This is a genomic window from Shouchella oshimensis (assembly GCF_004375095.1).
GTDB classification, from domain to species: domain Bacteria; phylum Bacillota; class Bacilli; order Bacillales; family Bacillaceae_D; genus Shouchella; species Shouchella oshimensis.
On the sequence record NZ_SNUX01000003.1, the window covers coordinates 901,266 to 925,934 of the forward strand.

The following is a 24,669-nucleotide window of genomic DNA, read 5'->3' on the forward strand; positions in this document are numbered from 1 at the left end:
CTCAATAAGAGCTCGCTTCTTTGTCTGTCTCTGAAAACACTTCGTTTAGCGTTTTTACTAAAAACGTTAAATCATCTTCGGTTGATGTGAGTGGAGGGGCTATAATGAGTACATTTCCTCCTGAAGGCACTGTATCGCCGTTTTTACCAATAATGAGCCCTTTCTTCTGACAAGCAGCTACAATCGTTTTAATGGCTTCATCTGAAAGCGGTTCTTTCGTTTGCTTATCTTTGACAAGTTCAATACCATATAAAAATCCGATACCACGGACATCGCCAACGAACGAATAAGATGTGAGCGCATGAAGTTTACGAAGAATGGTTTGCTCTAATCGAGCTACTCGATTCACTAGTTGATCCCGTTCAATAATCTCAATCGTTTTTAAGGCAACGGCACAAGACGCAGGATGTCCACCGTAAGTGGAGATATGACGAAAATGATTGGTAGTTCCGTTTGTTTTAAATGACTGGTAAATAGATTCATGTACACAAGTTGCGCCAAGAGGTAAGTAACCAGCTGTTAATCCTTTCGCTAGCGTTATGATATCCGGAAAAAAGCCGTCCCCATGCATGTAGCCAAATACTTTTCCAGTCCGACCAAATCCAGATACAACTTCGTCTAAAATAAGCAAGACATTGTATCGCGTACATATCTCTCGAACTTTTTTGTAATAGATATCAGACTGCGGGTGAATGACACCGCCACCAGAAATAATTGGCTCCATAATGAACGCGGCAACCGTTTCGGCACCTTCCCATAAGATGGTTTGTTCAAGATACTCAGCAGCTCGGAGGTCGTCTTCTTCATAAGAGCCGAAGCTACTCCGATAAGCATAAGGAGGAGGGATGTGAACAAACCCTGGAACATTCACGTCATATTTAATTTTCCGGTTTGCTTGTGCGGTAGCTGCAAGCGCACCGAGAGAATTACCATGGTAGGCGCGATAGCGAGAGATAATCTTTGTTTTTTCTGGATTACCTGACTGCTTGTGATGTTGGCGAGCAATTTTAAATGCTGTTTCATTCGCATCTGAGCCACCATTTGCAAAAAAAGAACGGTAGCCACCACCAAGCAGCTCACTCAATTTTTCTGCTAAATCAATTGCAGGTTTATGACCAAAAGAGAGGGGAAAGTAAGCTAATGATTTCATTTGGTTAGCTGCAGCTTCGATAATTTCCTCCTGACCATGACCTAAATTTAAGCACCATAACCCTGAAACTCCATCAAAATATCGTTTTCCAGCTGTATCTGTGAACCAAGAACCTTTGCCGCTCTCTGCGATTAATGGCGTTCCATTCGCTTGGTACGGTTTCATCCCATGCCATAAATAATCTTGATCTTTTTCACTATAGCTTCTTTTCGTCTCCGCTTCCATGTGACGAACCTCCCTACAGTTTAGTCGTTAGTCGGTAAACCGTTTCCAATAAGACATTTGCACCGATCCCGCATGCCTCCCACGAAGTATATTCGTTTTCTGAGTGACTAATACCGCCGGCACTCGGAACAAAAATCATCGCTGATGGTACGATTCCTGCAATAAATTGGGCATCGTGTCCAGCACCACTGACCATTTTGGTATAGGAATAGTCAAGGGTTTTTGTCGATTCTTCTACTTGTTGGACAACTTGCTCATTAAACCAGACCGTATTTCGTCCCCATAATTTTGTTGCGTTAGAAGGGAGGGAGCATTCATTAGTAACCTCAGAAAGAATCGCTTCCACTTGTTTAATAACGCCCTCATCCTTATGCCTTGCTTCAATGGAGAAAACAACTTTATTTGGAATTACTGTATGAATATTTGGGGAAACCGAAAAACGTCCTATTGTGTAGACTAAATCTGAATCAAGTTTAGTCAATCGTTTATGAAGGATGTTCATAAGGTGATTGGCAGCTGTAAGAGCATCTTTTCGCATTGACTGAGGGGTTGTACCTGCGTGATTCGATTGACCAGTAATGTCGATTTCGTAACAGCACATGCCGACAACACACTCAACAACACCAATATCAAGCTGGCGTTGTTCTAAAATAGGACCTTGTTCAATATGAAGCTCAAGAAAAGCAGCGGCTTGATTTAAACGGTTTGCATGAGATCCTTTAAAACCTGACAATTCAAGAGCTTCTCCGAACGTCATGCCAGATTCATCGATTTTTTTTGTCATAGTACGTAGATCAAATTTTCCTGCTATAATACCGGAAGCCATCATAGATGGTTCAAACCGTGCGCCTTCTTCATTTGTGAAATTAATGATGCCAACAGGTCGATTGAACTCAATGCCTTGATCAATCATGACTCGAAGTACTTCTAAGCCTGCCGCGACTCCAAGAACACCGTCAAAGCGACCGCCTTTTTTTACTGTATCGAGATGGGACCCCATATAAATAGGAGCTTGATCCGGATTCTTTCCTGAAAGTAATGCGTACATGTTGCCAAGATCATCCCATTGAACCGTTAATCCTAAAGCCTCACATTGATCTTTAAAATACGTTCGCGCCTGAATATCTTCTTTTGATAAAGCTAAACGGGTAACGCCTTTGTTCTCTGTTTCACCAATCTTAGCAAAATCACGAAGGGTATCCATGAGTCGATCTTGATTAATGCGAAGGTTTTCTGTCTTCATGGAGAAGCGTCACCTCCTTTTTGTTGATGAAAAAAGAGGGTGGATGCATATTTACGAGCATTCGCATTGCCGACTGTGAGGGATTCGTATTTCTGATCATTTGAGAAGGAGATATCTGAACCGTTTAAATGATCGATGATCGTATCGATTTTTAATCCTTCTGCTAAAAACGCATTAATTTGTTTCCGTTCTTTTTCGAAATGCAAATGTTCTGCCATAGAAGGTGCCTCCCTGCCTAAAGTTTGACTCGATCATTTGAAAGCATTTTGCCATAACGTGCGCGTTTTATGAAAACACCATCTCCAGGTAAACCAATATAGGAGCCATCGTGAACAATGACTTGCCCACGTGAAAGTACAGTGCGAGGGACACCCTTTACTTGCATTCCTTCAAATGCATTATAGTCAACAGCTAAATGATGAGTGGTAACCGATAAGGTACGCTCTATACTTGGATCAAATAAGACAAGATCAGCGTCTGCGCCAACAGAGATACTCCCTTTTTTCGGATACATCCCGAATAGTTTTGCTGCTCTTGTTGATGTAACATCAACAAATTGATTTAAGCTTATTCGTCCCTTTTCAACGCCTTCTGAATAGACAATACTCATCCGATCTTCTATAATTGGACCACCATTTGGAATTTTAGTGAAATCGTCTTTGCCTAAACTTTTTTGACCGTCAAAGTCAAATGAGCATTGATCACTACCGATTGTCTGTAAACCACCTGTTTTCAACGCATTCCATAATGTATCTTGATGTTCTTTTGGGCGAAGGGGAGGCGACCAAACATATTTTGCTCCTTCAAAATCTGCTTTTCGAAGCGCCTCTTCATCAAGCACTAAATATTGGGGGCATGTTTCTCCCCAAATATCAGCGCCTCGTTTGCGTGCTTCTTCAATTTGCTTTACCGCTTCAGCACATGTGACATGAACAACATAAAGCTGCGATCCTGCTAAAGCTGTTAGTTGACAAGCTCGACCCGTCGCTTCTCCTTCTGCTTCAACTGGTCGGGTTAGTGCATGATAAATAGGGTCCGTTTGTCCATTGGCAAGTGCCTGCTTCGTTAAAAAGTCAATGACATCTCCATTTTCTGCATGAACCATAACGAGAGCACCTAGCTCTTTTGCTTTTAGTAACGTTTCAAACAATGTCGCATCATCTGCTTGAAACACATTTTTATACGCCATAAATACTTTAAATGACGTAATGCCTTCATTAGAAATAACAGCCGGGAGCTCTTTTAACACATCCTCGGTCATTTCACCGATCATTAAATGAAAACTATAGTCAATCGCTGCTTTTCCGGCTGATTTATCATGCCATGTTTGAATGGCTTTTTGTAAGGGTTCTCCTTTTTCAGTTAAACAAAAGTCAATAATGGTTGTGGTGCCGCCAAATGCAGCACCAATTGTACCTGTTTCAAAATTATCCTTTGTTACCGTACCACCAAATGGCATATCTAAATGGGTGTGAGGGTCAACACCACCTGGGAAAACAAAACAGCCTGTCGCGTCAATCGTATCATCTACATTTCCAAACGTTGCGGCGCTACCGATGCCCGTTATTTTTTCATTTTCAATCAACAAGTCTGCTTGATACGTATCGGATGCTGTTACAATTGTCCCGTTCTTGATCACTTTTTTCATAAACGCTCACTCCTTAAGATTGAGGGGATTTCATTGACGCCATGCTGCTTTGACGATCATTCCACGACATAGGAGGTAGGCCATTTTCTTTCACGACCATATCAATTGCGCCATCCACTGGGCAAACAATGGAACATAAATTACAGCCAACACATTCATCTTCATTTACTTTTAAATAGGGCGCTCCTTTTTCGTCAACAAATCGTTCAATACATTGATGAGCCGTGTCTTCACATGAAATATGGCACTTATTACAGTTAATACATACATCTGTATGAATAGACGCGACCACTTGATGGTTAAGATTCACATTGCCCCAGTCAGAGTAGCGCTGTACCGATTTACCGGTTAAATCGCGAACAGAGGAAAGACCCTTGTCATCTAGGTATGTGGAGAGACCGTCAATCATGTCTTCTACAATCCGAAATCCATGATGCATGGCCGCTGTACAAACTTGTACATTAGTCGCACCCATTAACAAAAATTCAACAGCGTTTTGCCAATTCGCTATGCCACCAATTCCAGAAATCGGCACCGTCACCTGTGGATTCCTAGCACAGTCACCTAACATATGAAGCGCAATAGGCTTGACGGCAGGCCCACAATAGCCACCGTGAGTTCCTAGTCCATCGACATTCGGCACCGTCTGCCACGAGTGAATGTCGACGCCGGCCAAGCTGTTAATTGTATTAATTAAACTAATCGCATCCGCTCCACCTTGCACAGCAGATTCTGCTGTTACAGTGATATCTGTAATATTTGGTGTTAGTTTAACAATCACAGGGGTCTGAGCCACTTCTTTTACCCATTCTGTTTGTTTCTGCACTAGCTCTGGTACCTGACCAGATGCTGCGCCCATGCCACGTTCAGCCATACCGTGAGGGCACCCAAAATTTAGCTCTAAGCCATCTACACCAACAGCTTCCACTTTTTTAACAATTTCATGCCATTTGTCTTGCTTTGGTTCGACCATTAGAGAAGCAACTATCGCATGATCAGGAAACCGTTTTTTCGTCTCCTCGATTTCACGCAAATTAGTCTCAAGAGGACGATCAGAAATTAATTCAATGTTATTAAAACCTGCTACACGCTGACCATTGAAGTGAACAGCGGCAAATCGAGAGGTGGAGTTGATTATTGGTTCTCCTAACGTTTTCCACACGGCACCACCCCAACCTGCTTCAAAGGCACGCTGAACTTGATAGCCTGAATTTGTTGGAGGTGCGCTTGCAAGCCAAAAGGGATTAGGGGAGGAGATACCAGCAAGGTTGCTATAAAGATCAGCCATAATGTGCCTCCTTACGTATGTCTGCTAGGTTTTGATGAATGGAATAAGCCGTTTGTTTTCCTTGCTCAGCTGCAGAGACGACCATTGCTTCACCTTGTCCATCACCGAAGATCACGTCACCACATGCATATACACCTTCAGTAGTTGTTTTAAATTGCTCATCAATCGTAATTATCCCATTCTTTGTGTGAATGTTAGCCTGATCAAGCCAACTGTAACGAGATTGCCCAATTGCTCGAACGACAAAATCTGTGGCGATGACGATAGTATGACCACTTGGAATCGGCCGACGCCGTCCATCTTGATCTACTTCTCCAAGGGTCATTTGCATACATTCCACTCCAGTTACAGATCCATTCTCATCAAGAAGAATGCGAGTAGGGGAGTGAAGCCAGCGAAATTCAACGCCATCCTGCTTGGCAAAGGTATATTCAAAATCATAAGCTGTCATTTCGTCTTCGGTACGACGGTAAAGGATTTTTACATTAGAAGCTCCTAAACGAACCGCACATGTTGCACCATCAATAGCCGTATTCCCAGCTCCAATGACTACACCTTTCCTTCCAGAAAAATGAGTAGCGAGCTCATCGGTTTTCGTTGCTTTCACAAAATCAATGGCATCATAAACCTCTTGTGCTTGTTCTCCCGGAATGCCTAGAGAAGGGACGCTTCCCATTCCGATCGCGAGAATAACTGCATCATATGAGCTTTTTAATTCATCAAGAGTAATGTCTTCGCCGACACACGTATTTGTTTGTATCGTAACACCGAGAGACTTAACTTGTTCGACCTCCCAATAAGAGATTTTCTTTGGTAATCGAAACGATACAATGCCATATGTGTCTAAACCACCACCTTCGGAGTCTTTTTCAAAAATGGTGACGTGGTAGCCGAGACGAGCAAGCTCTCGTGCAGCAGATAAACCAGCCGGTCCACTGCCAACGATGGCTACACGTTGATTCGTTTTTTTGCCTGCTTTAAAAAGGATTTTCTTATTATGAATAGCCCAGTCCGTTGCAAATCGCTGTAATTTGCCAATTGAAATCGCTTTAGAAGAATGGTTCAACACGCAAGCACCTTCACACAGTTCCTCAGTAGGACAGACTCTGGCGCAGCTAGCTCCTACAGGATTAGCTTCCATTATGGTTCGAGCAGAGCCAATTAAATTGGCAGTCGTAATTTTTTTAATGAAGCCGGGAATGTCAATACCTGTGGGACAAGCGGTAATGCAAGGAGCATCGTAGCAATACAAACAACGAGTGGCCTCGTCTATTGCTTCTTGGCTAGAGAGTGGGGGTTCCACTTCTTCAAAATTCACCTGTAACTTGTCTAACAAATGCATGGAAACGCCTCCTTTTTTGAGATCGTAACGAAATGCTGCATAAAGCCGTTGCTGACTAAGTTTATCCACTTACAATAAAGCCGAAAAATTCAAAATTCAACAACAGTGTTAGATTATATGTTACAAAACGTAAAAAATGAGTTGGAAGACAAGCCTCCTTTCAGAGAAGAATTGGAAGAGAAAAAACATCATGGGGGATAGGGTGACGTATACCCAGACAAAGAGGTGAATATATTCATTTTTAACATAAATAGGGAAGGAAAGCTAGTAAAAAACGCGTATAAGAGATGAATGTCTTCTCTCTACGCGTCTGATGAAGAGGAGGTTGTTGAGGTAACGACTGCTGTTGCAATCGCCATTGTTATGGATGTATCAATAAACTCTGTTGCCATCTTAACGGATTTTGATAATGGAAGGTTTTTGTTCAAATGTTTAACTTGCTTTTCAATCTTTTTTGCTTCATTACGATCTGTGAATACAATGTCTACTAGCTTACTTGATTGAAGAAGAGATAGTAACATTAAGTGTCGCTCTTCATTTTTGTTTAAAGGTTCTTGTTGATTTGCTTTTTCCAAAATGGTTACGAATCGTTCACGAACGATAGGGATTAAATTCTCTTGTTTGCACTCATAAGTGAATGATGGAAATAGTCCTAAAATATACTTTTTGTTCACAGTCAAAATAGTACTGTTTTCAAGCTTCCGAGCAATTGTATGCTGGATGTTATCTAGTTTTGATGGCAATGCTGTAACCCAGTATTCAGGCGTTTTTGGCTTTGAGTTGTTCATTAACATAAGGGTCTCCTCTAATAGAGGATCTGCTGCTTTCTTAGACAATGGAACAATTTTTTTATGACGGACTTCAATAAGGGAATCGACAAGCAGATCGGTAAGGATCGCTGCAGCTAGGCCATAAGAAAGCGAAGCGGCTGAGCGCGCGTACGGTTTCTTTTTATGGGGGTCAAGGGATAACACAAACAGTTGTTCAGCAAGTAAATGCATACGTATCAATCCTCCTACTTTTCTTACGACCAAACATGTAAATACGTTTCACATTTTTTTGAAAAAAGCCTACTCTGTAAAAAAATAAGATGCCGACACATGTAACGAAAGCAACGCATATTAGCTGCCAAAAGAGAGAATTTTTCTATTTTAGGGTTTTCGTTATAGATAAAATAAATTATAATGGAATGAACAATTTTAACACAGTGTTACAAAAAAATCATGAATATTCAATCATTACATAACTATAAATGATTTATTTGAAAAAAGGGGCTCTGGAATGAAAAAGATGAGTGATGAGAATCTTGACCAGATGGTTGAGAAGATGGTTGAGATGAGAAAAATGTTAGGTATTAGTAGAGTTGAGTTAGCAAAAAGAACTGGATTAAATCAGACCCTAATCAGAAAGCTAGAAAGAGGGATGGATAGAGCACATGTCGATGATTATATGATGATAATTGATACTTTAACAATGGAAATGCTTGTTCGAGACCTTTTGCCGAAAGACAGGAAAGGCTAATAATTGCCTATTTCTTTGTTAGCAGTAATACCAGACACATATGATTTACCAAATAAAATGTTAACGCAACAATTGATACAAAAAGTAAACAAATTACGCTTACTCATTTCTCTATTTTTGCCTCAAAACTAAGTCTAGGCTTATGTTTAGAGGCTTTTTTAATCTATTCATATAGATTCTAAATTTCTTAGCAAGCTTGTCGAACGAAAAGCTATCACCGTATTGGATGGTTAAATCAATTTACAAATTTAAACAAAAGTTAAATGGAAGATGTTATATTTTAAGTGGTAGTAAACTCGCTAAATAAAGTAAATTTAACCTTTCCGTTACCATATTCAGCAATAAGAGTAAAGAAACTTAAATTCAAGTACAGAATAATAAAGAGTTAATACAGATACATAAAGATGAGAGGGATTCTATGAGAGTTAAATTAACATTTGATAATGGTACCAATGAAATGGTTACTCCAAAAGGTAGTAGAGCTGATGTAATTGCCTTCTTGTATACAATGGTAGCCAAAATTGAAGATAATGCTAGAATTGAAGTCATTGACAGTGAAGATACCTTTTTAGAAACGACATGGCAAAATGTTAAGTCTATAGAGATCGAAATTGATGAAAATGACAAAAATGACTTCTTCTTAAAATAGCAAGCAAATTGATACACTATCTATCGACATTTATTCTAAGAAGAATTGAGATGAATAAAAGAGAAGATTTTGAAACATAAACGCACTTTGGCTTAATATTGCATTATTGCCGTTTTTGTATCTGCTTTTGCATTCTTATTCCACTTAACACAGTAATACGTATATGAGAGAAGAAGAGGGTGAATATTTATCCTCTTTTTCACTTGCATTTATTTATAAGTTTACATAATATACATTACAGGAACTTAAGTAATAAAGCATGAAAATGTCTCAAAACCTAAGATTACTTAAAGTTTTGAGACAAAAGATGAAATTTAATGAAACATAATTAAAGTCTATGGAAACCATATGCCTTTAATACATAGCATACAATTGCGACTATAAGTAAATATGATGTCGATGTAATAATATGATACTCATTTCCACTTATCACATTAGAAGTTATATATGAAATATGGAAAACCACTATCATATATAAAGGCAAGAATAAATACGCTAATTAGCAAAGTTTGAAATTCTTTTGCATCATAAATCTTCATTAGTGCAACGCCTCCAAAAATGACTATAACACCCAGTATAGTTAAGGTCAGATGAATTGTAAAAAGAAGACCTCGTGTTTATGGTCTTCTTTTTACAATAGGTTGCTTTAAAATATGAAATAATTGTTTTTATCCGTAATCTGTCTTACTTTTTGTTTCAAGGGTTGAATTGTCAACTAAATCTGCATTTTCCGTTGAGATTGGTATTATTGTTAAAAAAGCAATTGTAAATAAGGCAACCAAATACTTCTTCATTCTTGACCATCTCCAATCATTTCGGGTTTTAATTTCGCGCTATATGGAATTTTATAGTACTTAATTACATTTTCATTATCGCCTTTTTTCTCATATATTTCAATTAGTTCTTCTGCAAGTTCACACACTTCAAACAATAAACCTTCCTCGATCAGTTCGTTAATAGATTCATCCACCATATTTTGATTATCTAATATGTTTGCGATGTTGGAAAGGTGACATACCCTCTACAAGCCTTTCCCGACTTGTAACAATCTAATTAGGAAATATAGAAAGATGCAATTTTCTTAAATTACTTATCTTGTTTTCTTAAACATAATTGGCCATTTAATCCACCTCACTTTTGCTTTGGAGCTTTAATACGGTGAAGTAAATGTGACCATAAATTATGCAGAAGCACGCGCATCATGCACCTTTTAACCTATTTTTTAGTATATGCCTTGAAATCGTGCCCTTTCTTTACTAGAGTTTCATTAAACTGTTGTTTAACTATAGTATGTACTTAAAGGAGAGAGATTTTTTTGTCTCATAAAAACCATCTTGTGCTAGGACTTATTGTAGCTACACTCATTGTTTGTCTGACAGTATTATTAATAGCTAGAATCTATTTTAATAGTATGGAAATTGCAGCAGCAAGCGATGAATGTTTAAACAATAACGGGATTGTTCAAGTGGATAAGAGCTTCTTAAGCCTAACTTATTCACTTTCATGCACAATAAGGTAGTATGGTGAAATGGCTTTGTGTTTCGCCAAATGACGTTTGTTTGGGAAAGGGTCGTGCTTTGTATACTATGGCATCGGCCCTTTCTCATGTTCAAGCAACATCTTACCGCCTCTATCCTTTCTTCTAATAGTTCCTCCACTGCCCAGTTTTAACATCAAACATTTCTACGAGCCAAGTAATAAAGTTAACCCTAGATAACCAAAGTACAATCCAAAACTTATTAAGCTAATGGCTGATAGAATTGAGATGATCTGTTTAGTCTTTTCGCTTACAAAGGATTTGGCTGTGCTTGATACTATTGCAATAAACAAATCCCATAGAGTGATCCCTATAAAGATGGCGCTACTTAATAGCCATATTTGAGATGACTCGTATAAAGTTAATGTTTTCGCTAGTACTGAACCGTATATTCCTAACCAAAATAATATGGTCAATGGATTTGAAATAGAGATAAGAAAGCCGGTACCAAAAGATTGGAACAATGAAGGCTTTTTCCTTGTATACGTAAGCTGATTTTTAGACTTTGCTGTTTCGACTATAGTCTCAATTCCTGTATAGAGAAGAACAAAACAGCCAAACAACCAAAGAAATACTTTTACACCTTCATACATTAATAATTGAGATAAACCAATGTATACAGCGAGCATATACAACGCATCTGCTAACATGGCACCTAAACCAACTAACCAAGAGTGTAAAAAACCATGTTTAAGGCCTTTTTCAAGTTGAGCTGCATTAACTGGGCCAATTGGAGCAGCGAGAGATATCCCGAGTAGTACATGTCCAAAAAAGATCATACATCCTCCCTTCATCCACATTTTTAGCCTATTCGTAGAAAGAAGGTTGTACGACTTTTTTATGAAAGAAATTCTCAATTTTAATTACTTAAAGAAAATAAAGGGTTTGTTTCCTGCACTATTCAACCTCATTGCGAACGTTCTTAGGTTTTTTGGCTCTAAGCTAAAGATCATTCTTATATTAATGCTTACTGGGGACTTTCATTTTATTGTTTTTCTATTCTTCTTACTAAACTTTTTTCTGTTTCCATTTGCCACAGTAGTCTGGGATGACCTTATTGATTTGCTCCTATCAGGCAACCAATTACTATTACCTTTACTGTTTGTGATACCTTGGAAAATGTTTAAAATGATTATATTGTATATGTTTGCAATTGTTATTGCTCCAATTGGCTTAATCTATATTTATATTTCGAATGGGTACTACAAAAAAACACCCTAATCATTCAAATTTACTTATTCTTTATGGGTGTAAGTATGTTTTTAACGCGGCAGTTGATTCGACAGTTATTTTTTCTTATAATAAGATCGTACGTTCCCATAAATAACTTTAGGAGTTTGATTGCAATGAACATGTTCTTAGCCTCATCATTTGCAGATGTGGTCCATCTATTTCGTGAATTTATTAAAGAAGATCCCAGTGGAAAGGTCGTAACATTTATTCCAACTGCGAGCGCTCCTGAATTGATTACACATTATGTAGATTCTGCAAAAGTAGCATTTAAACAGCTAGGTATAACGGTAGATATTCTTGATATATCTCATGCCCCAGCTACAGAAATTAAAAAGAAACTATCTAAAAATGATTATATATATGTATCTGGAGGCAATACCTTTTATTTACTGCAGGAATTGCTTAAGACTGGTTCAGACAAATTGATTATTGAACAGATGAAAAAAGGAAAACTATATATTGGTGAATCAGCTGGATCAATTATTATGTCTCCAAATATTGAATATGTGGCGTTTATGGACAATAAGTCCAAGGCCCCTACCCTTGCTAATTTCACAGGGCTTAATCAGATTCAGCAATACCCTATTCCTCACTTTGGACACCCTTATTTTAATGAAGCAATAGAAAAAATGATTGAGCACTATCATTCAAAATTAGACCTTTTACCCATCTCAAATCATCAAGCTCTTTTCATTCGTAATGGCAATATAGTCGTTAAGTGATCATGCCTCTATTTCATCGATCATGAAACGTTCCTGTATTCGTATGATCCCCAATCATACCAAACTTCCCTATTCCGTTTGGCTTTTCATCTGAATGAGGTGTTGTATCACTTGTTAAGATGAAACTCTTTTTATTCAAATAATATTCGGGAAATAGCAACTTCATTTATTGCGTTACTGAGTCGCCTGTATTCAGCTTTTATATATGTAGTATGGAACAGATAAGAGATAGCGAAGTGGCTATACGCTAGTTTTGAGATTTCGTTTTTTTACTTAGCATTGATTTAAGTAACGTAATCTCTGCCCTCTTTAAAGGTCTGTTGAGTTTCTTCTCAAAATCTTTAATCAGAAGAAATAAACTCTCTTTGTTTGTCTGTCCCATACTCGCCTCCTTTCGCAGGCTAAGTAAATCATATGAGGAATACCGATTTTATTCAAGTGAAAGGGTCGTTTGGACGTTGTTTATTTAAAGTCTTCTGCTGGTTGAGTATCAATTATTTTCATTGGTTGCAACTGTCATCTTAGTTGAACGTTAAAAAGGCTTAGACTATCATATCGAGTTAATTCTGCTCTTTTTCTGGTCTTTTTTTACAGCCGATTCTTTGATATCATTTACATAGTAGCAGTACGGTTCACTATACGAATAGTTTTCAAATAACCATGCAACGAGATGGGACTTCATGCGAAGGGTCAAGGTGATGGATTATGGAAGGTATACAATTAGGTTTTTCTCTTTTACTGATGATTGCGTGCATCGTGATTTTCTTTCGATTCATAAGAGTCATTTCGAATAAGCTTTTCCAAGAATTCTTTTCTAATCTTACGAAAAAAACGGTTCAAGTCTATCACGCGGTTAGTCGAAATCGATAATTCTTAGTGATCATGACTTCTTACCTTTTGTTTTTTTAGAATAGTTAAACGACTGCTTGCAAGTTAAGGTGGAGGTGTTTAGACGAATGAATAAAAAAGAAATGTTACTGGAAGAATGTGAAACGTCGTTAGCAGCTCTACTTAATCGAATAAACTCGATACCGACAAGAAAAAGGTCTTTATCCATAGAAGCAGACCAACGGGATAAAAATTTTCGTGATGTGCTGATGCATGTGTATGAATGGCAAGCCATGCTAGAGCGGTGGTATCGAGAAGGAATGGATGGGGATTTACCTGCTATGCCAGCACCTGGCTATAAGTGGCGTGATCTTGCTCTACTCAATCAGCAAATATGGACAAACTATCAAGACGTCACTCTACATCACGCATTAAAAAAACTCAAGCTAAGTCATGCAAGAGTTATACGTTTAATTGACTGTCATACCAATGAAGAGTTAACAACAAAAAAGCACTTTAAATGGACAAAATCGAGTGATCTCTATACCTACTTTGCTGCAAATATGTTCCAACATTATCGTTGGGCATTGAAAACATGTGACATCATTGCCTTGAAGATCGAAAAAAACATAAGAATGGAAAAAGTAAAGTAGCAAAGCAGCAAAATGCCGCTTTGCTACTTTACTTACGCGATGACAGTTTTTAATACATAGCCTACACTATCTTCAAGCTGGACGTCACCATTAAGTGTAAATAATTCAGCCCCTCTACTTGTCTCTCTCGGATAGATCCGACTAGTAAGGACGGTCTCTCCATCATTGAGAAAAACTTCAATAGAAGAACGGTCTAAAAAGAGTTGGATGTGCAGCTGGTCATTCCACGAAATCGGTGCTGTTCTTTTTCCTGTAACACCTTCCCCAGCTCGTGAACGATCAAGAGTCACAGTCTTTGTCTCAGCATTAAAGAAAAGGACTGTTTCTTCACTTCCGTCCTCTGCTTGGGCAAGCTTCAATCCAAACCTTTTTGCATTGGTTTGCGAAAGGTTAATGGCAAGTACTAGTTCGATTTTCTGCCCTTGTAGAGGAAGTGACCAAGAGTTGGCAATGTTTCTAGACGGAAGTTTGATTTCTGTCTCTCGTAATGCCACTAATTCATCTACTGGCTTCATATAAAGATGCCCATTTTTTAACAGTAACTCCCTCGGAAGTGTAAATGCCCCAGCCCAGCCTTCCTTTTGACTTGGCATAGGTGATTCCCACATGTCCATCCAGCCTATCGCTATTCTTCTGTTTTTCCCATCTAGAAACGTTTGCACAGCATAAAAATCGTGTCCGTAATCAAGTTCTTTAAATGGTCCTCTTTCAAATTGATTTTTTTTGTAATGACCAACGAAATATCCAGTTTGATGGTGGTTCTGATATCGGTCTCCTTCTGTTTGAATTCCTTGTGGTGAAAGCAATAGAACATGCTCATCACCTAGTGGGAAGAAATCTGGACATTCCCACATATAGCCTTCATTTCCACCGTTATGCTTCGCTAATACTCCTTCATACGACCAGGTTTCTAATTGATCAGATTGATAGAGTAACACTTGACCACGCTCATCTTCTATTGAACCGACAACCATCTTCCAGCTTCCGTTTTCTTTCCATACTTTTGGGTCTCGAAAATGGTGTTGCATACCATCAGGTTGACTTGGAATAACAGGGTTTTGGCTGCTTTTTTCAAAATGAATCCCGTCAATACTACGAGCTACATTTTGATTTTGATAAAATGTATCTCTTTCTCTGTTTATCACATTGTGGCCAGTATATAGTAAGGTAAGAACACCGTTGTCATCAACTGCACTACCGGAGAAACAACCACTTTGGTCGCACCTATCTCCTGGAGCAAGGGCAATTGGTAAATGGTTCCAGTGAACTAAGTCATCACTTATAGCATGACCCCAATGCATCGGACCATGCGTCGGGTCATAAGGGTGATGCTGATAAAACGCATGGTATTGATTGTTATAATAAATAAGTCCGTTTGGGTCATTCATCCAACCTGATGGTGCCATAAGATGGTATCCCAGTCGATAGGTTGCTTGTGATAAATCTCTTGTATGAACAAACTCTGTTGCTTCTTTTACGCGGTCAGCGTGGCTTTTTAATTCTTTAACATGCTTCAAATGACAGGTCCTCCTATTTGGTAATAAAAAGTCGGATTGTTTTTTCTAGTCCTTGTGATTCGTTTGTTACAACAATCTCTGTAACGCCTTCGTTTAGAGCTTTAATGACTACCCCTTCATCGGTTTCATTACGAATGTCGACGATGTTACTATCTAAGCTTTTCCAGCTTAAGGTTTCACCGCTAGCCTCTTCGTAATCAGGCTTGTGAGCAGCAGAGAGGGGCAAATACTCTCCTACTTTCAAACGAGCTTGATTCACGTTGGTCACAAGTCGCTCAAATGCTCCTTCTTCTACCGGTTGTCTCCAGACATTATGAAAATACGTAAAAGTAGAATCAGATACATGGATGGTACCCCCATCAGCATACCACTCAATCCCATCATTCGTAGGATCTGTGTAGATAAGAGATGTAAAAACAAGTTCACCATCATTTATGAATAACTCAATAGAGGATTCATCAACTAATGCGGTGAGTTTCAATTCTCCTCTGCTCGCTCTATAATCCGTTTCATAACGTCTACCAAATGGAAACGGCTCACCATGACGATCAACAATCGTTTCTAATCCAGCATTTGTTCGATCAAGAAATAGTTTATCGTACGCTGCATCAAAACCGATAAGTGACTCCATTCCATCTCCATGTCTTAGTCGCACGCCAAATTCAGTCAATTCATCCCATCTAACGGTTGCTTCATACCGATAGGTTGTACCTGAGACCTTTAATGGTAAAGCTTTCTCCCCACTCACATGGAATGTTTGAAGCGGCTCCTGTTTAGCTGATAGATCATCTAGCCAATGAATCGGCTGTTGAAAAAGGCGAACCTCCCCTTGATCATTTGTAACTAAACTTAATTCTCTTGGAATGGACATGGCACCCATCCAAGGATCAGTAGGTGATTGATACGGATAGCGCCAATTTGCCATCCATCCAAGCCAAATCACTTTATCGTTCTCTGTATTTGAAAATGTTTGTGCCGCATAAAAATCTTGGCCATAGTCTGTAATCAGCACCTCTTCTGGATCATGATCGTTTGTAAATGTAGTGCCATCAAATTCACCAATAAAATACTGAGCTGTTGAACCATTTGTTTCTTCGTTATCACCGACACTCACATGAAGTACCCATTTCTCATTTTCGGTATTTCCATCTACAGGTAAGCGAAAAAGATCCGGGCACTCCCAAACAGCTACATGGGAGCCTTCACCATCACCAAAGCGACTGGCGTACGTCCAATCAATTAAATTTTGTGATTGATAAAACGTAACGGACTTATCTGTAGACACGACCATCACCCATTGTGACGTTTCGTTGTGCCAGAACACTTTCGGGTCTCGAAAATCTTTTATACCTGGGTTTTGAATGACCGGATTTTCACCATAGCGCTCCCACGTTCGACCATTATCTTGACTGTACGCAATAGACTGAGCTTCTCCGCCCTCTGTATTCGTATATAGAGCAACAAGTCCGGCTTTTCCTTCAAACAAGCCAGAAGAATCTTCTTCATCAACAACGACACTTCCAGAAAGCGCTTGACCAAGTTCATCGTGCTCTAATGCAATTGGCATATGGTTCCAATGAAGTAAATCGCTACTTATTGCATGTGCCCACGTCCCATTCTTTTGATGGAACAAATGATATTCTCCTTCATAATAAACGAGTCCGTTGGGGTCAGCTAAATTTCCAGTTGGAGACGAGAAATGGAACTGTGGACGGTAAGGCTCTGTATAATATGTTTTGTCATCACTTAATGGATGAATCATTGTATCCACCTCCTCTCCATTCACTTTACAGCTAGCGAGAAAAACGAGGGAAATGATAAGTGTTAGTAGACGCATAGATTCCCCTCTCAATCAGGAACTTGACGATGGAATCGATTGAATGCCTCTTGTCGAATAGACATTACTTCTTCAAGTCCCATGTCGTTAAGTTGATTTACATACGCATCCCACTCCTCTTCAATGCCACCCTCCATTAGCCAGCGGGCATAATTCCGATTCACTAAGTCCATCAAATCGGTCTCAATGTAATTTAGTCGATCTAATTCTTCCTCCGTCATAAATACATTTGGATAATTTTCTTCCCAAATGTACTCACTATAATAAGTCTCAATATCTTTTAAACGTTGCTTGGCTCGTGGTTCCATATCAACTATGGTGCCAAAGTGTTCTTCCAAAACGACAGATGGACCCATTGGTGCTACCCGCTCTCGGTATTCCCCCATCGTTGTTCCTTCTGGCAAATCCACGTTTACAAGCATACCGTTTTCATCTTCTTCATAAATGTCACCAATTGGACCCCAATTAATTTGGGCGGACAACGTTGGATCATAAAGTTGATCAACCCAGCGCATCGTTAGTTCTGGATTTTCATTTGCAGATGTCATAACAAAGGCACTTCGATGATGCTCTTGATGGTTCGATCGCCCATACATCCGATGTCCATTAGGTCCTTCTAGCGGGCCGAGTAGAGTGTAATCATCTGCACGATCAAGACCCACAACGGATTCAATTTCCCAGAATAAGAAAGCGCCAAGTGGATTTGGATCTTGTTTTCCCTTAGCGAGAAATTGGCCAGTATCTTGAGTGAAGACTTCCTGATCGATGAGACCTTCTTTAAACCATTCATGAAAATAAACGATGGCTTCCTTGTACTCTTCTCGAATAGCAGTAAATATGACCTCCTGGTCTTTGACAACAAGCTTATTCGGATTATCAGGAAGACCGAAAGCTGCAAAAAAGTCGCCTAAGTAGCCTTGAAAGCCATCATTTGGTGTTAAGCTTAACACTTCATCAGTCGAACCGCTGCCGTTCACGTCTTGTTCTCGAAAAGCCCGTAAAGCTTCTTTTAATTCATCCAACGTATCAGGTTGGTCGAGGCCAACTTTATCTAACCACGCTTGATTAATCACGGTAAAATTAGCGAATGGAACAAGACCCATTTCTTCTACCCTTGGCAATGAGTAAATATGACCGTCTGGAGCAGTTAAAACAGCAAGTAATTCAGGGCGAGCATCTAAAATCGATTGCAAGTTTGGTGCATACTCTTCAATGAGTCCTTCTAACGGAATGATGGCCCCGTCCCTACCGTATCGAACGAGATAATCACTAAAACCAGCGTTGTAGAAGGCATCTGGCAAATCATTGCTGGCAAGCATTAAATTCTTTCGTTCCACATAGCCATCACCCGGAATGTTATTCCAGTTAATCGTCACATTCGTCTCTTCTTCTAATCGTTGAAAGATCCTCATCTCATCAAAGTCTGGTGCGAGTGTAGATTTTGGTGAAACAAAGGTTAAGGAAACATCTACTCCATCGTCTACTAGCGGCAACCCCTCTTCGTGAAAATCCACACGCTCTGCATTCTTATTCTCGTCTCCTGTCGTTTCACTACCATTACAAGCTACTAACGCAAGTGTTGCTACACATGTGAAGCTAATCCTGTTTTTCATCTTCTTATCCCCCTTTTATCAACCCTTTATCGAACCAATCATGACACCTTTCACAAAATACTTTTGTAAAAATGGATATAAAAGTAAAAGTGGAATGGATGACACGATAATAACACCGTATTTAATTTGTTCTGCTACAGCTAACTGCGCCTGATTAGACTCAATATCGCCAATCATTTGACTAGAGACTTCACTTTGAATAAGCAAGTTACGTAAAATTAATTGCAGTGGATAGAGTGAGTCATTGTTTAAATAAATTAGCGCATCAAAAAATGAGTTCCAGTGCGTCACAACGTGGAAGAGCACCATTACGGCAATTATAGGTTTTGAAAGGGGAACTACAATTTTTGAAAAAAATTTCAAATCATTGCATCCATCAATTTGTGCCGCTTCTAACATGTCTTTAGGAATAGAGGTTTGGAAAAACGTTCTGCAAATAATAACATTCCATAGTCCCACTGCATTTGGAATAACCATCGCCCAAATGGTGTTAACCATTCCAAGGTCACGGACAACTAAGTATGTTGGAATCATGCCTCCATGGAAAAAAAGCGTAATAAGTAGAAAAATCATTATAACGTTACGTCCAACTAAATCTGTCCGAGAAAGGGCGTAACCAGCCGTTATTGTTAGCGTCACACTAATAGTGGTTCCAAGTGATGAGTAGAGGAATGTATTCTTAAACCCATTCCAAATACCTGGATCACTAAAAATACGCTCATAGCCATCGAATGTAATACCCTTAGGCAAAAACAGTACGTCTCCAGCAAAAATTCGGTTTGGGTCGCTAATAGAAGCAATCAAGATAAAATAGAGCGGATACAAAACAAGTAAGCAGCCAATTGTTAATAGCGTCACATTGACCGCATCAAATGCTTTGTCTCCCTTTGTTCGATTTAGTGAATTCATCCTTTCAGCTCCTCTCTACCATAGGCTATTTTCTGATACCTTACGGGCAATTTGATTTACGGTAACAAGTAAAATTAAATTAATGACAGAATTAAACAAACCGACTGCTGTACCAAAGCTATATTGTGCTTGCTGAATACCGACTTCATAGACATAGGTGGCAATAATATTTGAGGATTCTTTATTTAAAGGCGTTTGCATCAATAATGCTTTTTCAAAGCCAAGATTCATGAGATTTCCAAGAGCCAGAATGAGCATGATAATCGATACAGGCATAATTGCGGGTATATCAATGTGGAGCACACGCTTAAACTTGCTTGCGCCATCCATGACTGCTGCTTCATGCAACGACGGGTCAACCCCTGCTAATGCAGCGAGATAAATAATGGCTGCAAATCCAGTTCCTTGCCACACCCCTGATAGAACATAAAGCGTTTTAAACCATTCTGGACTAGCCATAAAATTAATAGGTTCTCCACCAAAAAGAACAATAAGGTGATTCATTAACCCACTCGAAGGTGACAAAAAAACAAAGAGGATACCAACTAAAACGACAACAGAGATAAAATGAGGGGCATAGACAATTGTCTGAATAAAGCGTCGGTACTTTGTGCTAATGAGCATGTTTAACATCAGAGCAAGAATGATTGGCAGTGGGAAGCCAACTGCTAATTCATACACACTCAACAGAAGAGTGTTTTCTATGATTTCCCAAAATTGATAAGATTGAAAGAATCGTACAAAGTGATCCCAACCTACCCACTCGCTTCCCCAAATCCCTAAGCTTGGTAAATAATCTTTAAACGCGATTTGCAACCCGTACATTGGATAATACTTAAATACTAAGAAGTAGAACAGCGTCGGTGTCAGCAGTAAATAAAGTTGCCAATTCCGGAGCATTCGCTTATGTAACTGTGGTTTTGTGCTCTTAATAGAAACGATACGATGCTGCTTTTCATACGTTGCCACCTCACTACCACCTTTCGATATTTATAAAAGCGTTTTCATAAATCGATTTTATGTCAACCGGTTTCATATGTCAACCGGTTTCATATAAAATAAAAAAAGAAAACCACGTGAAGCAGCTTTCCTATTTATTATGCACTTGTTCCTTTTCGTAATAAAACATGATGTACAAGTTCTTGATTTGGTATTGGGGTAGTGCCTTCAATTTGATGTAGCAAGTGGTTAACCGCTGTCTCTGCCATTTGGTTTATCGGCTGCTGAATGGTTGTTAATTCTGGAGCAATTTCTCTTACAAATTCACTTCCATCGTAACCAATTACTTTCAAATTATCTGGAACAAGGACGCCTCTTTCTCTTGCTTCGCGAATAACCGCTAAAGCAATACTGTCGTCGCTTGCAAATACACCATCCATGTCTTGCTGTTCATCGAAAATGTGAGCAACTGCTTTTGCTGTCGCTTCTTGCTTTAAGATTGGTTTAATTTCATATGTAAGTACAGGCAAGCCTTGTTTCTTCATCACATCTTCATATGCTTTTCTACGAAGGTTCGCTGGTGTTTCAAGATCTATTGGACCATTTATGTGGACAATCTTTTGACAACCGGTTTGTACTAAATGGTTCGTTGCAAGTACGCCACCTTCATAATTAGTAGAACTGACAACAGGGATGCGTTTTGATAAATAATGATCAAACGCGACAATGGGTAAATGGTGGTCATCATAATCAATTAAACCGCGATTATAGGTGCAGACAATAACACCATCTACTTGGTTGCGTCGGAGCATCTCCCAATAGTTTCGTTCTTTTTCCACGTTAAATAAGCTGTTACATAGCAAGACCTTTAATCCTTTTTCCGCACAGTGATGCTCAATTTTTGCAGCTAGCTCACCATAAAAAGGATTGCTAGTTGTTGGTACAATTACTCCTATAATGTTAGAACGTTTGTTATAAAGGGAACGAGCGAGGTCATTTGGTATATAATTTAAAGCATCCATCGCTTTATACACTTTTTTCTTTGTATCTTCACTAATATAGCCGCGATTGTTTAATACACGAGAAACAGTTGTTGGTGACACTCCCGCCGCATGCGCTACATCACTTATTTTTGGTTTCATGTTGTTCTCCTCTTAAACCCTTTTTACTTTTCTACTAACATTGTAAACAAAAGAAAGGGTTAGTCCAACAATTAATTCAGATTTATAAGAGAGAAAAGCGACAAGCTTTTTGATTTGGTTTACCATGCTATAAAAATATTGGTTTTTAATACTTTAGACGGGGTATATAAGACTTAAAATAGAGACTTCTGAGGAGATAATGTTCGCTAATGAATCATACCAACGACACGTTAATGACTACCCTTTTAAATAACCTAGCCATCATTCAGTTTGATACCAATCGAAAAGTGTTGTATGCAAACCAATTGTTTGCCGATACGATGGGTTATAAAGCGAATACGATGGAGGGAAAAGCACATCGCGAATTCTGTTTTACAGACTTTGTACAAAGCCCAGCATACAATGATTTTTGGGAAAGTCTATTAAACGGACAAAGCTTTCAAGATAAAATTTTAAGACGTCATGCGAATGGCGAAGGTCTATGGTTAGAAGCAACCTACATGCCAATTATTGAAAATGGAGAGGTTCAAAGCGTGATGAAATTTGCAACAGACATCACAAATCGTCAACAAGGCATCGAACGATTTGCCGAAAGTCTAGGAAAAAATACAGAAACTATGAACGATAATGCTGAGAGAATGATTGCAAGCAATGAGCTTATTCTAGACGATATGCAAGAAACAGTCGCTCTGTTAACAAATATGGGGAAGACATTGCAGGCATTAGAAGAAAAAGCAAACGTGATTAACAAAATTTCTTCTATGATCGAAGAATTTGCGGTACAGACGAATGTACTCTCTTTTAATGCGGCCATTGAAGCAGCCCATGCTAAAGAATACGGTAGAGGTTTTACCGTTATTGCAGATGAAATTCGTAAATTATCAAAGCAAATTGATCATTCCATTCAAGACATTCGCACGAATCTATTCAACACAACAAAAGAAATAAAAAGTATTTCGAAAGGAACAATGGGCATTATAGAGCGTTCGACGAAAAATCAAACGCAATTAGAACATTCTCTTTCTGACTATCGGAGTCTCTTAGTTGAAATTGAAGACATTAATCGTGGGACAAAAGAATTAATGAAAGTAATATAGGAAGAGGCTGGGACATAACGAAAAGTAGTATTTGAAAAGACGAATAGTCAAAATATGCTGAGTAGCACCGCTGCAGGAGAATCCTTCGCTTTCCGGGGACACGGCCTCAGCCTCCTCCGTGGAAAACCGCCACTCCAGAGTCTTCAGACACGTGCTGATCCCCCAGGAGTCTTCGGATTCTCCTTCCGCTAATGTTCATATAAAACAAACGACGAACGTTCCTATTTTCAGGAATGTTCATCATTTTGGTCTGTCTATCTACTTTTGTCCCAGCCTCTTTTATTTGTAAGGAACCATCTACTCTTCTTCTAGTGATGATTTCTATGGTAGACTTTATTAAACCATGTGTAGGAGATGAAAAAAATGACTAAATGGAATTCCACTCTTTACGATGATAAACACAAGTACGTAAGCCAATACGGTGAGGATTTAATAACTATTCTCAATCCTCAAAAAGAAGAAAACATATTGGACATTGGTTGTGGAACAGGTGATTTAGCAAACGAGATCTCAAAAGCTGGTGCGCTTGTGACAGGTATTGATTCCTCTCCAACAATGATAGAAGCCGCAAGGGGTAAGTACCCTCATATTCGCTTTCATTTACAAGATGGTGAGGAAGATCGATTTGTGGCACAATTTCATGCTGTGTTTTCAAATGCAGCGATTCATTGGATGAAGAACCAGCGACAAGTGGTGCAAAATAGTTACAATGCTTTACTTCCAAAAGGACGTTTCATCGCTGAACTTGGTGGTGCTAATAACGTTGAATCAATTCTCTTAGCTTTAGAAGAGGCTTCGAAAACACTTTCGATCCCTTACGAAAGATCTCTACTTCCTTGGGTATTTCCTACAAAAGAAGAAATGACTGCACATCTCACGGAAGTTGGTTTTCATATATTAAAGATAACCCATTTTTTTCGGCCTACACCGTTAGTAGGAGAAGAAGGCATGTATAACTGGCTAAATATGTTTAGTAACAGCTTGTTTAAGCATCTTACTAGTGAAGAAAAAAAGACACTTTTTCATGAATGTGAACGACTTTTGCGCTCTCAATTGTATGAAGAGAACGGCTGGGTAGCAGATTATTGGCGTTTACGTTTCGTTGCACAGAAACTCAATTAACCTTTAAAACGCTAATATGTATGCTCTAACAAACCACTCTGTAAAAAATGGATCAATAATAGTCTGAAATAATCAACTTCTCCAAATACTTAACTGGAGCACTTGGTCTTGTTTCCGCGATTTTATAAATTAATTTTACAGCATGAAACAATTGATCTTTCAATACTTTTTCGTCAGCAGTCGGATGGTCTGTTAGTTGTATTAGTTCATATACTAGAACGGAATGCTCTAATAATGTGACCAATGCATACGTCTCATTATGTCTATAGCGATTCATAAAGGTGGCTCCTACATAATACTCCATGAATAGCGTTACATTATTATTGCATACGTACGTAATGACGTCATCTTCAAAAACCTTACCAGTATGATCTTCATTGAGATAAAAAGGAATATTGTTTAGTAATCGTACTCTTCGTTCAATAATGATCACTCCAAACTCAATGACTAATGA

Annotated in this window: 25 protein-coding genes; 7 read left to right on the top strand and 18 right to left on the bottom strand. The window is 38.9% G+C overall.

Translation table 11 applies throughout. The features are described from left to right. Nucleotide 1 precedes the first annotated feature (1 nt). The 7 genes from E2L03_RS15400 to E2L03_RS15430 all read right to left on the bottom strand — a co-directional run bounded on the left by E2L03_RS15400 (nucleotide 2) and on the right by E2L03_RS15430 (nucleotide 7,897). Nucleotides 2-1,375 (bottom strand): aminotransferase, encoded by a 1,374-nt coding sequence (locus E2L03_RS15400; RefSeq protein ID WP_055735272.1) that lies wholly within the window; start codon nucleotides 1,373-1,375, stop codon nucleotides 2-4. A 13-nt stretch (nucleotides 1,376-1,388) separates the two neighbouring features. Then, complete coding sequence (locus E2L03_RS15405) at nucleotides 1,389-2,618, bottom strand: Zn-dependent hydrolase (protein WP_095150246.1); 1,230 nt, start codon at nucleotides 2,616-2,618, stop codon at nucleotides 1,389-1,391. Beyond that, nucleotides 2,615-2,836 (bottom strand): hypothetical protein, encoded by a 222-nt coding sequence (locus E2L03_RS15410; RefSeq protein WP_134259572.1) that lies wholly within the window; start codon nucleotides 2,834-2,836, stop codon nucleotides 2,615-2,617. Before E2L03_RS15410 ends, E2L03_RS15405 begins: the two co-directional genes overlap by 4 nt. Nucleotides 2,837-2,853: 17 nt before the next feature. Beyond that, nucleotides 2,854-4,266, bottom strand: a complete 1,413-nt coding sequence (gene hydA / locus E2L03_RS15415; protein WP_134259573.1) for a dihydropyrimidinase — start codon at nucleotides 4,264-4,266, stop codon at nucleotides 2,854-2,856. Nucleotides 4,267-4,279: 13 nt separating this feature from the next. Beyond that, a complete protein-coding gene (preA, locus tag E2L03_RS15420; protein ID WP_055735275.1) occupies nucleotides 4,280-5,554 on the bottom strand; it encodes an NAD-dependent dihydropyrimidine dehydrogenase subunit PreA in 1,275 nt (424 codons plus the stop codon). After that, nucleotides 5,547-6,896, bottom strand: a complete 1,350-nt coding sequence (locus E2L03_RS15425; protein ID WP_134259574.1) for an NAD(P)-dependent oxidoreductase — start codon at nucleotides 6,894-6,896, stop codon at nucleotides 5,547-5,549. The genes preA and E2L03_RS15425 overlap by 8 nt, the downstream gene beginning before the upstream one ends. Nucleotides 6,897-7,198: 302 nt before the next feature. After that, nucleotides 7,199-7,897, bottom strand: coding sequence for a GOLPH3/VPS74 family protein (locus E2L03_RS15430; RefSeq protein WP_134259575.1), 699 nt, complete (start codon nucleotides 7,895-7,897; stop codon nucleotides 7,199-7,201). 280 nt (nucleotides 7,898-8,177) lie between these two features. Between E2L03_RS15430 and E2L03_RS15435 the strand changes: the two genes are divergently transcribed. Continuing rightward, nucleotides 8,178-8,417 carry a helix-turn-helix domain-containing protein gene (locus E2L03_RS15435; RefSeq protein ID WP_038479835.1) on the top strand — a complete coding sequence of 80 codons (240 nt, stop codon included), beginning with the start codon at nucleotides 8,178-8,180 and terminating at the stop codon, nucleotides 8,415-8,417. 418 nt (nucleotides 8,418-8,835) lie between these two features. Then, nucleotides 8,836-9,066, top strand: coding sequence for a hypothetical protein (locus tag E2L03_RS15440; protein WP_134259576.1), 231 nt, complete (start codon nucleotides 8,836-8,838; stop codon nucleotides 9,064-9,066). 668 nt (nucleotides 9,067-9,734) lie between these two features. Here E2L03_RS15440 and E2L03_RS20870 read toward each other — a convergent pair. The 3 genes from E2L03_RS20870 to E2L03_RS15450 all read right to left on the bottom strand — a co-directional run bounded on the left by E2L03_RS20870 (nucleotide 9,735) and on the right by E2L03_RS15450 (nucleotide 11,382). Next, entirely contained in the window at nucleotides 9,735-9,860 is a 126-nt protein-coding gene (locus E2L03_RS20870; protein ID WP_269083156.1) for a hypothetical protein, read from the bottom strand. Further along, on the bottom strand, nucleotides 9,857-10,039 hold the full coding sequence (locus E2L03_RS15445) for a hypothetical protein (protein WP_134259577.1): 183 nt from the start codon (nucleotides 10,037-10,039) through the stop codon (nucleotides 9,857-9,859). Before E2L03_RS15445 ends, E2L03_RS20870 begins: the two co-directional genes overlap by 4 nt. Before the next feature lie 710 nt (nucleotides 10,040-10,749). Next, nucleotides 10,750-11,382: a LysE family transporter gene (locus tag E2L03_RS15450; protein WP_134259578.1), complete on the bottom strand. Its 633-nt coding sequence runs from the start codon at nucleotides 11,380-11,382 to the stop codon at nucleotides 10,750-10,752. 61 nt (nucleotides 11,383-11,443) lie between these two features. On the opposite strand from E2L03_RS15450, the gene E2L03_RS15455 reads away from it, so the two are divergent. Both E2L03_RS15455 and E2L03_RS15460 read left to right on the top strand, forming a co-directional pair. Then, nucleotides 11,444-11,824 (top strand): hypothetical protein, encoded by a 381-nt coding sequence (locus E2L03_RS15455; protein WP_134259579.1) that lies wholly within the window; start codon nucleotides 11,444-11,446, stop codon nucleotides 11,822-11,824. Nucleotides 11,825-11,949: 125 nt separating this feature from the next. After that, nucleotides 11,950-12,558: a Type 1 glutamine amidotransferase-like domain-containing protein gene (locus tag E2L03_RS15460; protein WP_095150254.1), complete on the top strand. Its 609-nt coding sequence runs from the start codon at nucleotides 11,950-11,952 to the stop codon at nucleotides 12,556-12,558. Between the two features lie 13 nt (nucleotides 12,559-12,571). Here the strand turns inward: E2L03_RS15460 and E2L03_RS20540 are convergent, their stop codons facing one another. Then, complete coding sequence (locus E2L03_RS20540) at nucleotides 12,572-12,724, bottom strand: hypothetical protein (protein ID WP_166740330.1); 153 nt, start codon at nucleotides 12,722-12,724, stop codon at nucleotides 12,572-12,574. Nucleotides 12,725-13,514: 790 nt separating this feature from the next. On the opposite strand from E2L03_RS20540, the gene E2L03_RS15465 reads away from it, so the two are divergent. Then, the gene (locus E2L03_RS15465; protein ID WP_134259580.1) at nucleotides 13,515-14,039 is read left to right on the top strand and encodes a ClbS/DfsB family four-helix bundle protein; all 525 of its coding nucleotides are present in this window, start codon (nucleotides 13,515-13,517) and stop codon (nucleotides 14,037-14,039) included. A gap of 32 nt (nucleotides 14,040-14,071) precedes the next feature. On the opposite strand, the gene E2L03_RS15470 is transcribed toward E2L03_RS15465, so the two are convergent. From E2L03_RS15470 to E2L03_RS15495, 6 genes are all read right to left on the bottom strand, one after another. After that, nucleotides 14,072-15,556: a glycoside hydrolase family 32 protein gene (locus E2L03_RS15470; protein WP_241742181.1), complete on the bottom strand. Its 1,485-nt coding sequence runs from the start codon at nucleotides 15,554-15,556 to the stop codon at nucleotides 14,072-14,074. A gap of 13 nt (nucleotides 15,557-15,569) precedes the next feature. Continuing rightward, nucleotides 15,570-17,318, bottom strand: a complete 1,749-nt coding sequence (locus tag E2L03_RS15475) for a glycoside hydrolase family 32 protein (RefSeq protein ID WP_241742184.1) — start codon at nucleotides 17,316-17,318, stop codon at nucleotides 15,570-15,572. Nucleotides 17,319-17,404: 86 nt separating this feature from the next. Then, nucleotides 17,405-19,006: an extracellular solute-binding protein gene (locus tag E2L03_RS15480; RefSeq protein ID WP_134259581.1), complete on the bottom strand. Its 1,602-nt coding sequence runs from the start codon at nucleotides 19,004-19,006 to the stop codon at nucleotides 17,405-17,407. 18 nt (nucleotides 19,007-19,024) lie between these two features. Beyond that, a complete protein-coding gene (locus E2L03_RS15485) occupies nucleotides 19,025-19,915 on the bottom strand; it encodes a carbohydrate ABC transporter permease (protein WP_095150257.1) in 891 nt (296 codons plus the stop codon). Between the two features lie 15 nt (nucleotides 19,916-19,930). Then, complete coding sequence (locus E2L03_RS15490; RefSeq protein WP_084167626.1) at nucleotides 19,931-20,815, bottom strand: ABC transporter permease; 885 nt, start codon at nucleotides 20,813-20,815, stop codon at nucleotides 19,931-19,933. A 197-nt stretch (nucleotides 20,816-21,012) separates the two neighbouring features. Continuing rightward, a complete protein-coding gene (locus E2L03_RS15495; RefSeq protein ID WP_134259582.1) occupies nucleotides 21,013-21,996 on the bottom strand; it encodes a LacI family DNA-binding transcriptional regulator in 984 nt (327 codons plus the stop codon). 209 nt (nucleotides 21,997-22,205) lie between these two features. On the opposite strand from E2L03_RS15495, the gene E2L03_RS15500 reads away from it, so the two are divergent. Next, nucleotides 22,206-23,093 (top strand): methyl-accepting chemotaxis protein, encoded by an 888-nt coding sequence (locus tag E2L03_RS15500; protein ID WP_055735289.1) that lies wholly within the window; start codon nucleotides 22,206-22,208, stop codon nucleotides 23,091-23,093. Between the two features lie 363 nt (nucleotides 23,094-23,456). Further along, the gene (locus E2L03_RS15505; RefSeq protein ID WP_166740332.1) at nucleotides 23,457-24,215 is read left to right on the top strand and encodes a class I SAM-dependent methyltransferase; all 759 of its coding nucleotides are present in this window, start codon (nucleotides 23,457-23,459) and stop codon (nucleotides 24,213-24,215) included. Nucleotides 24,216-24,267: 52 nt separating this feature from the next. Here E2L03_RS15505 and E2L03_RS15510 read toward each other — a convergent pair whose 3' ends face one another. Continuing rightward, nucleotides 24,268-24,648 carry a hypothetical protein gene (locus E2L03_RS15510; RefSeq protein WP_055735291.1) on the bottom strand — a complete coding sequence of 127 codons (381 nt, stop codon included), beginning with the start codon at nucleotides 24,646-24,648 and terminating at the stop codon, nucleotides 24,268-24,270. Between the last annotated feature and the right edge of the window lie 21 nt (nucleotides 24,649-24,669).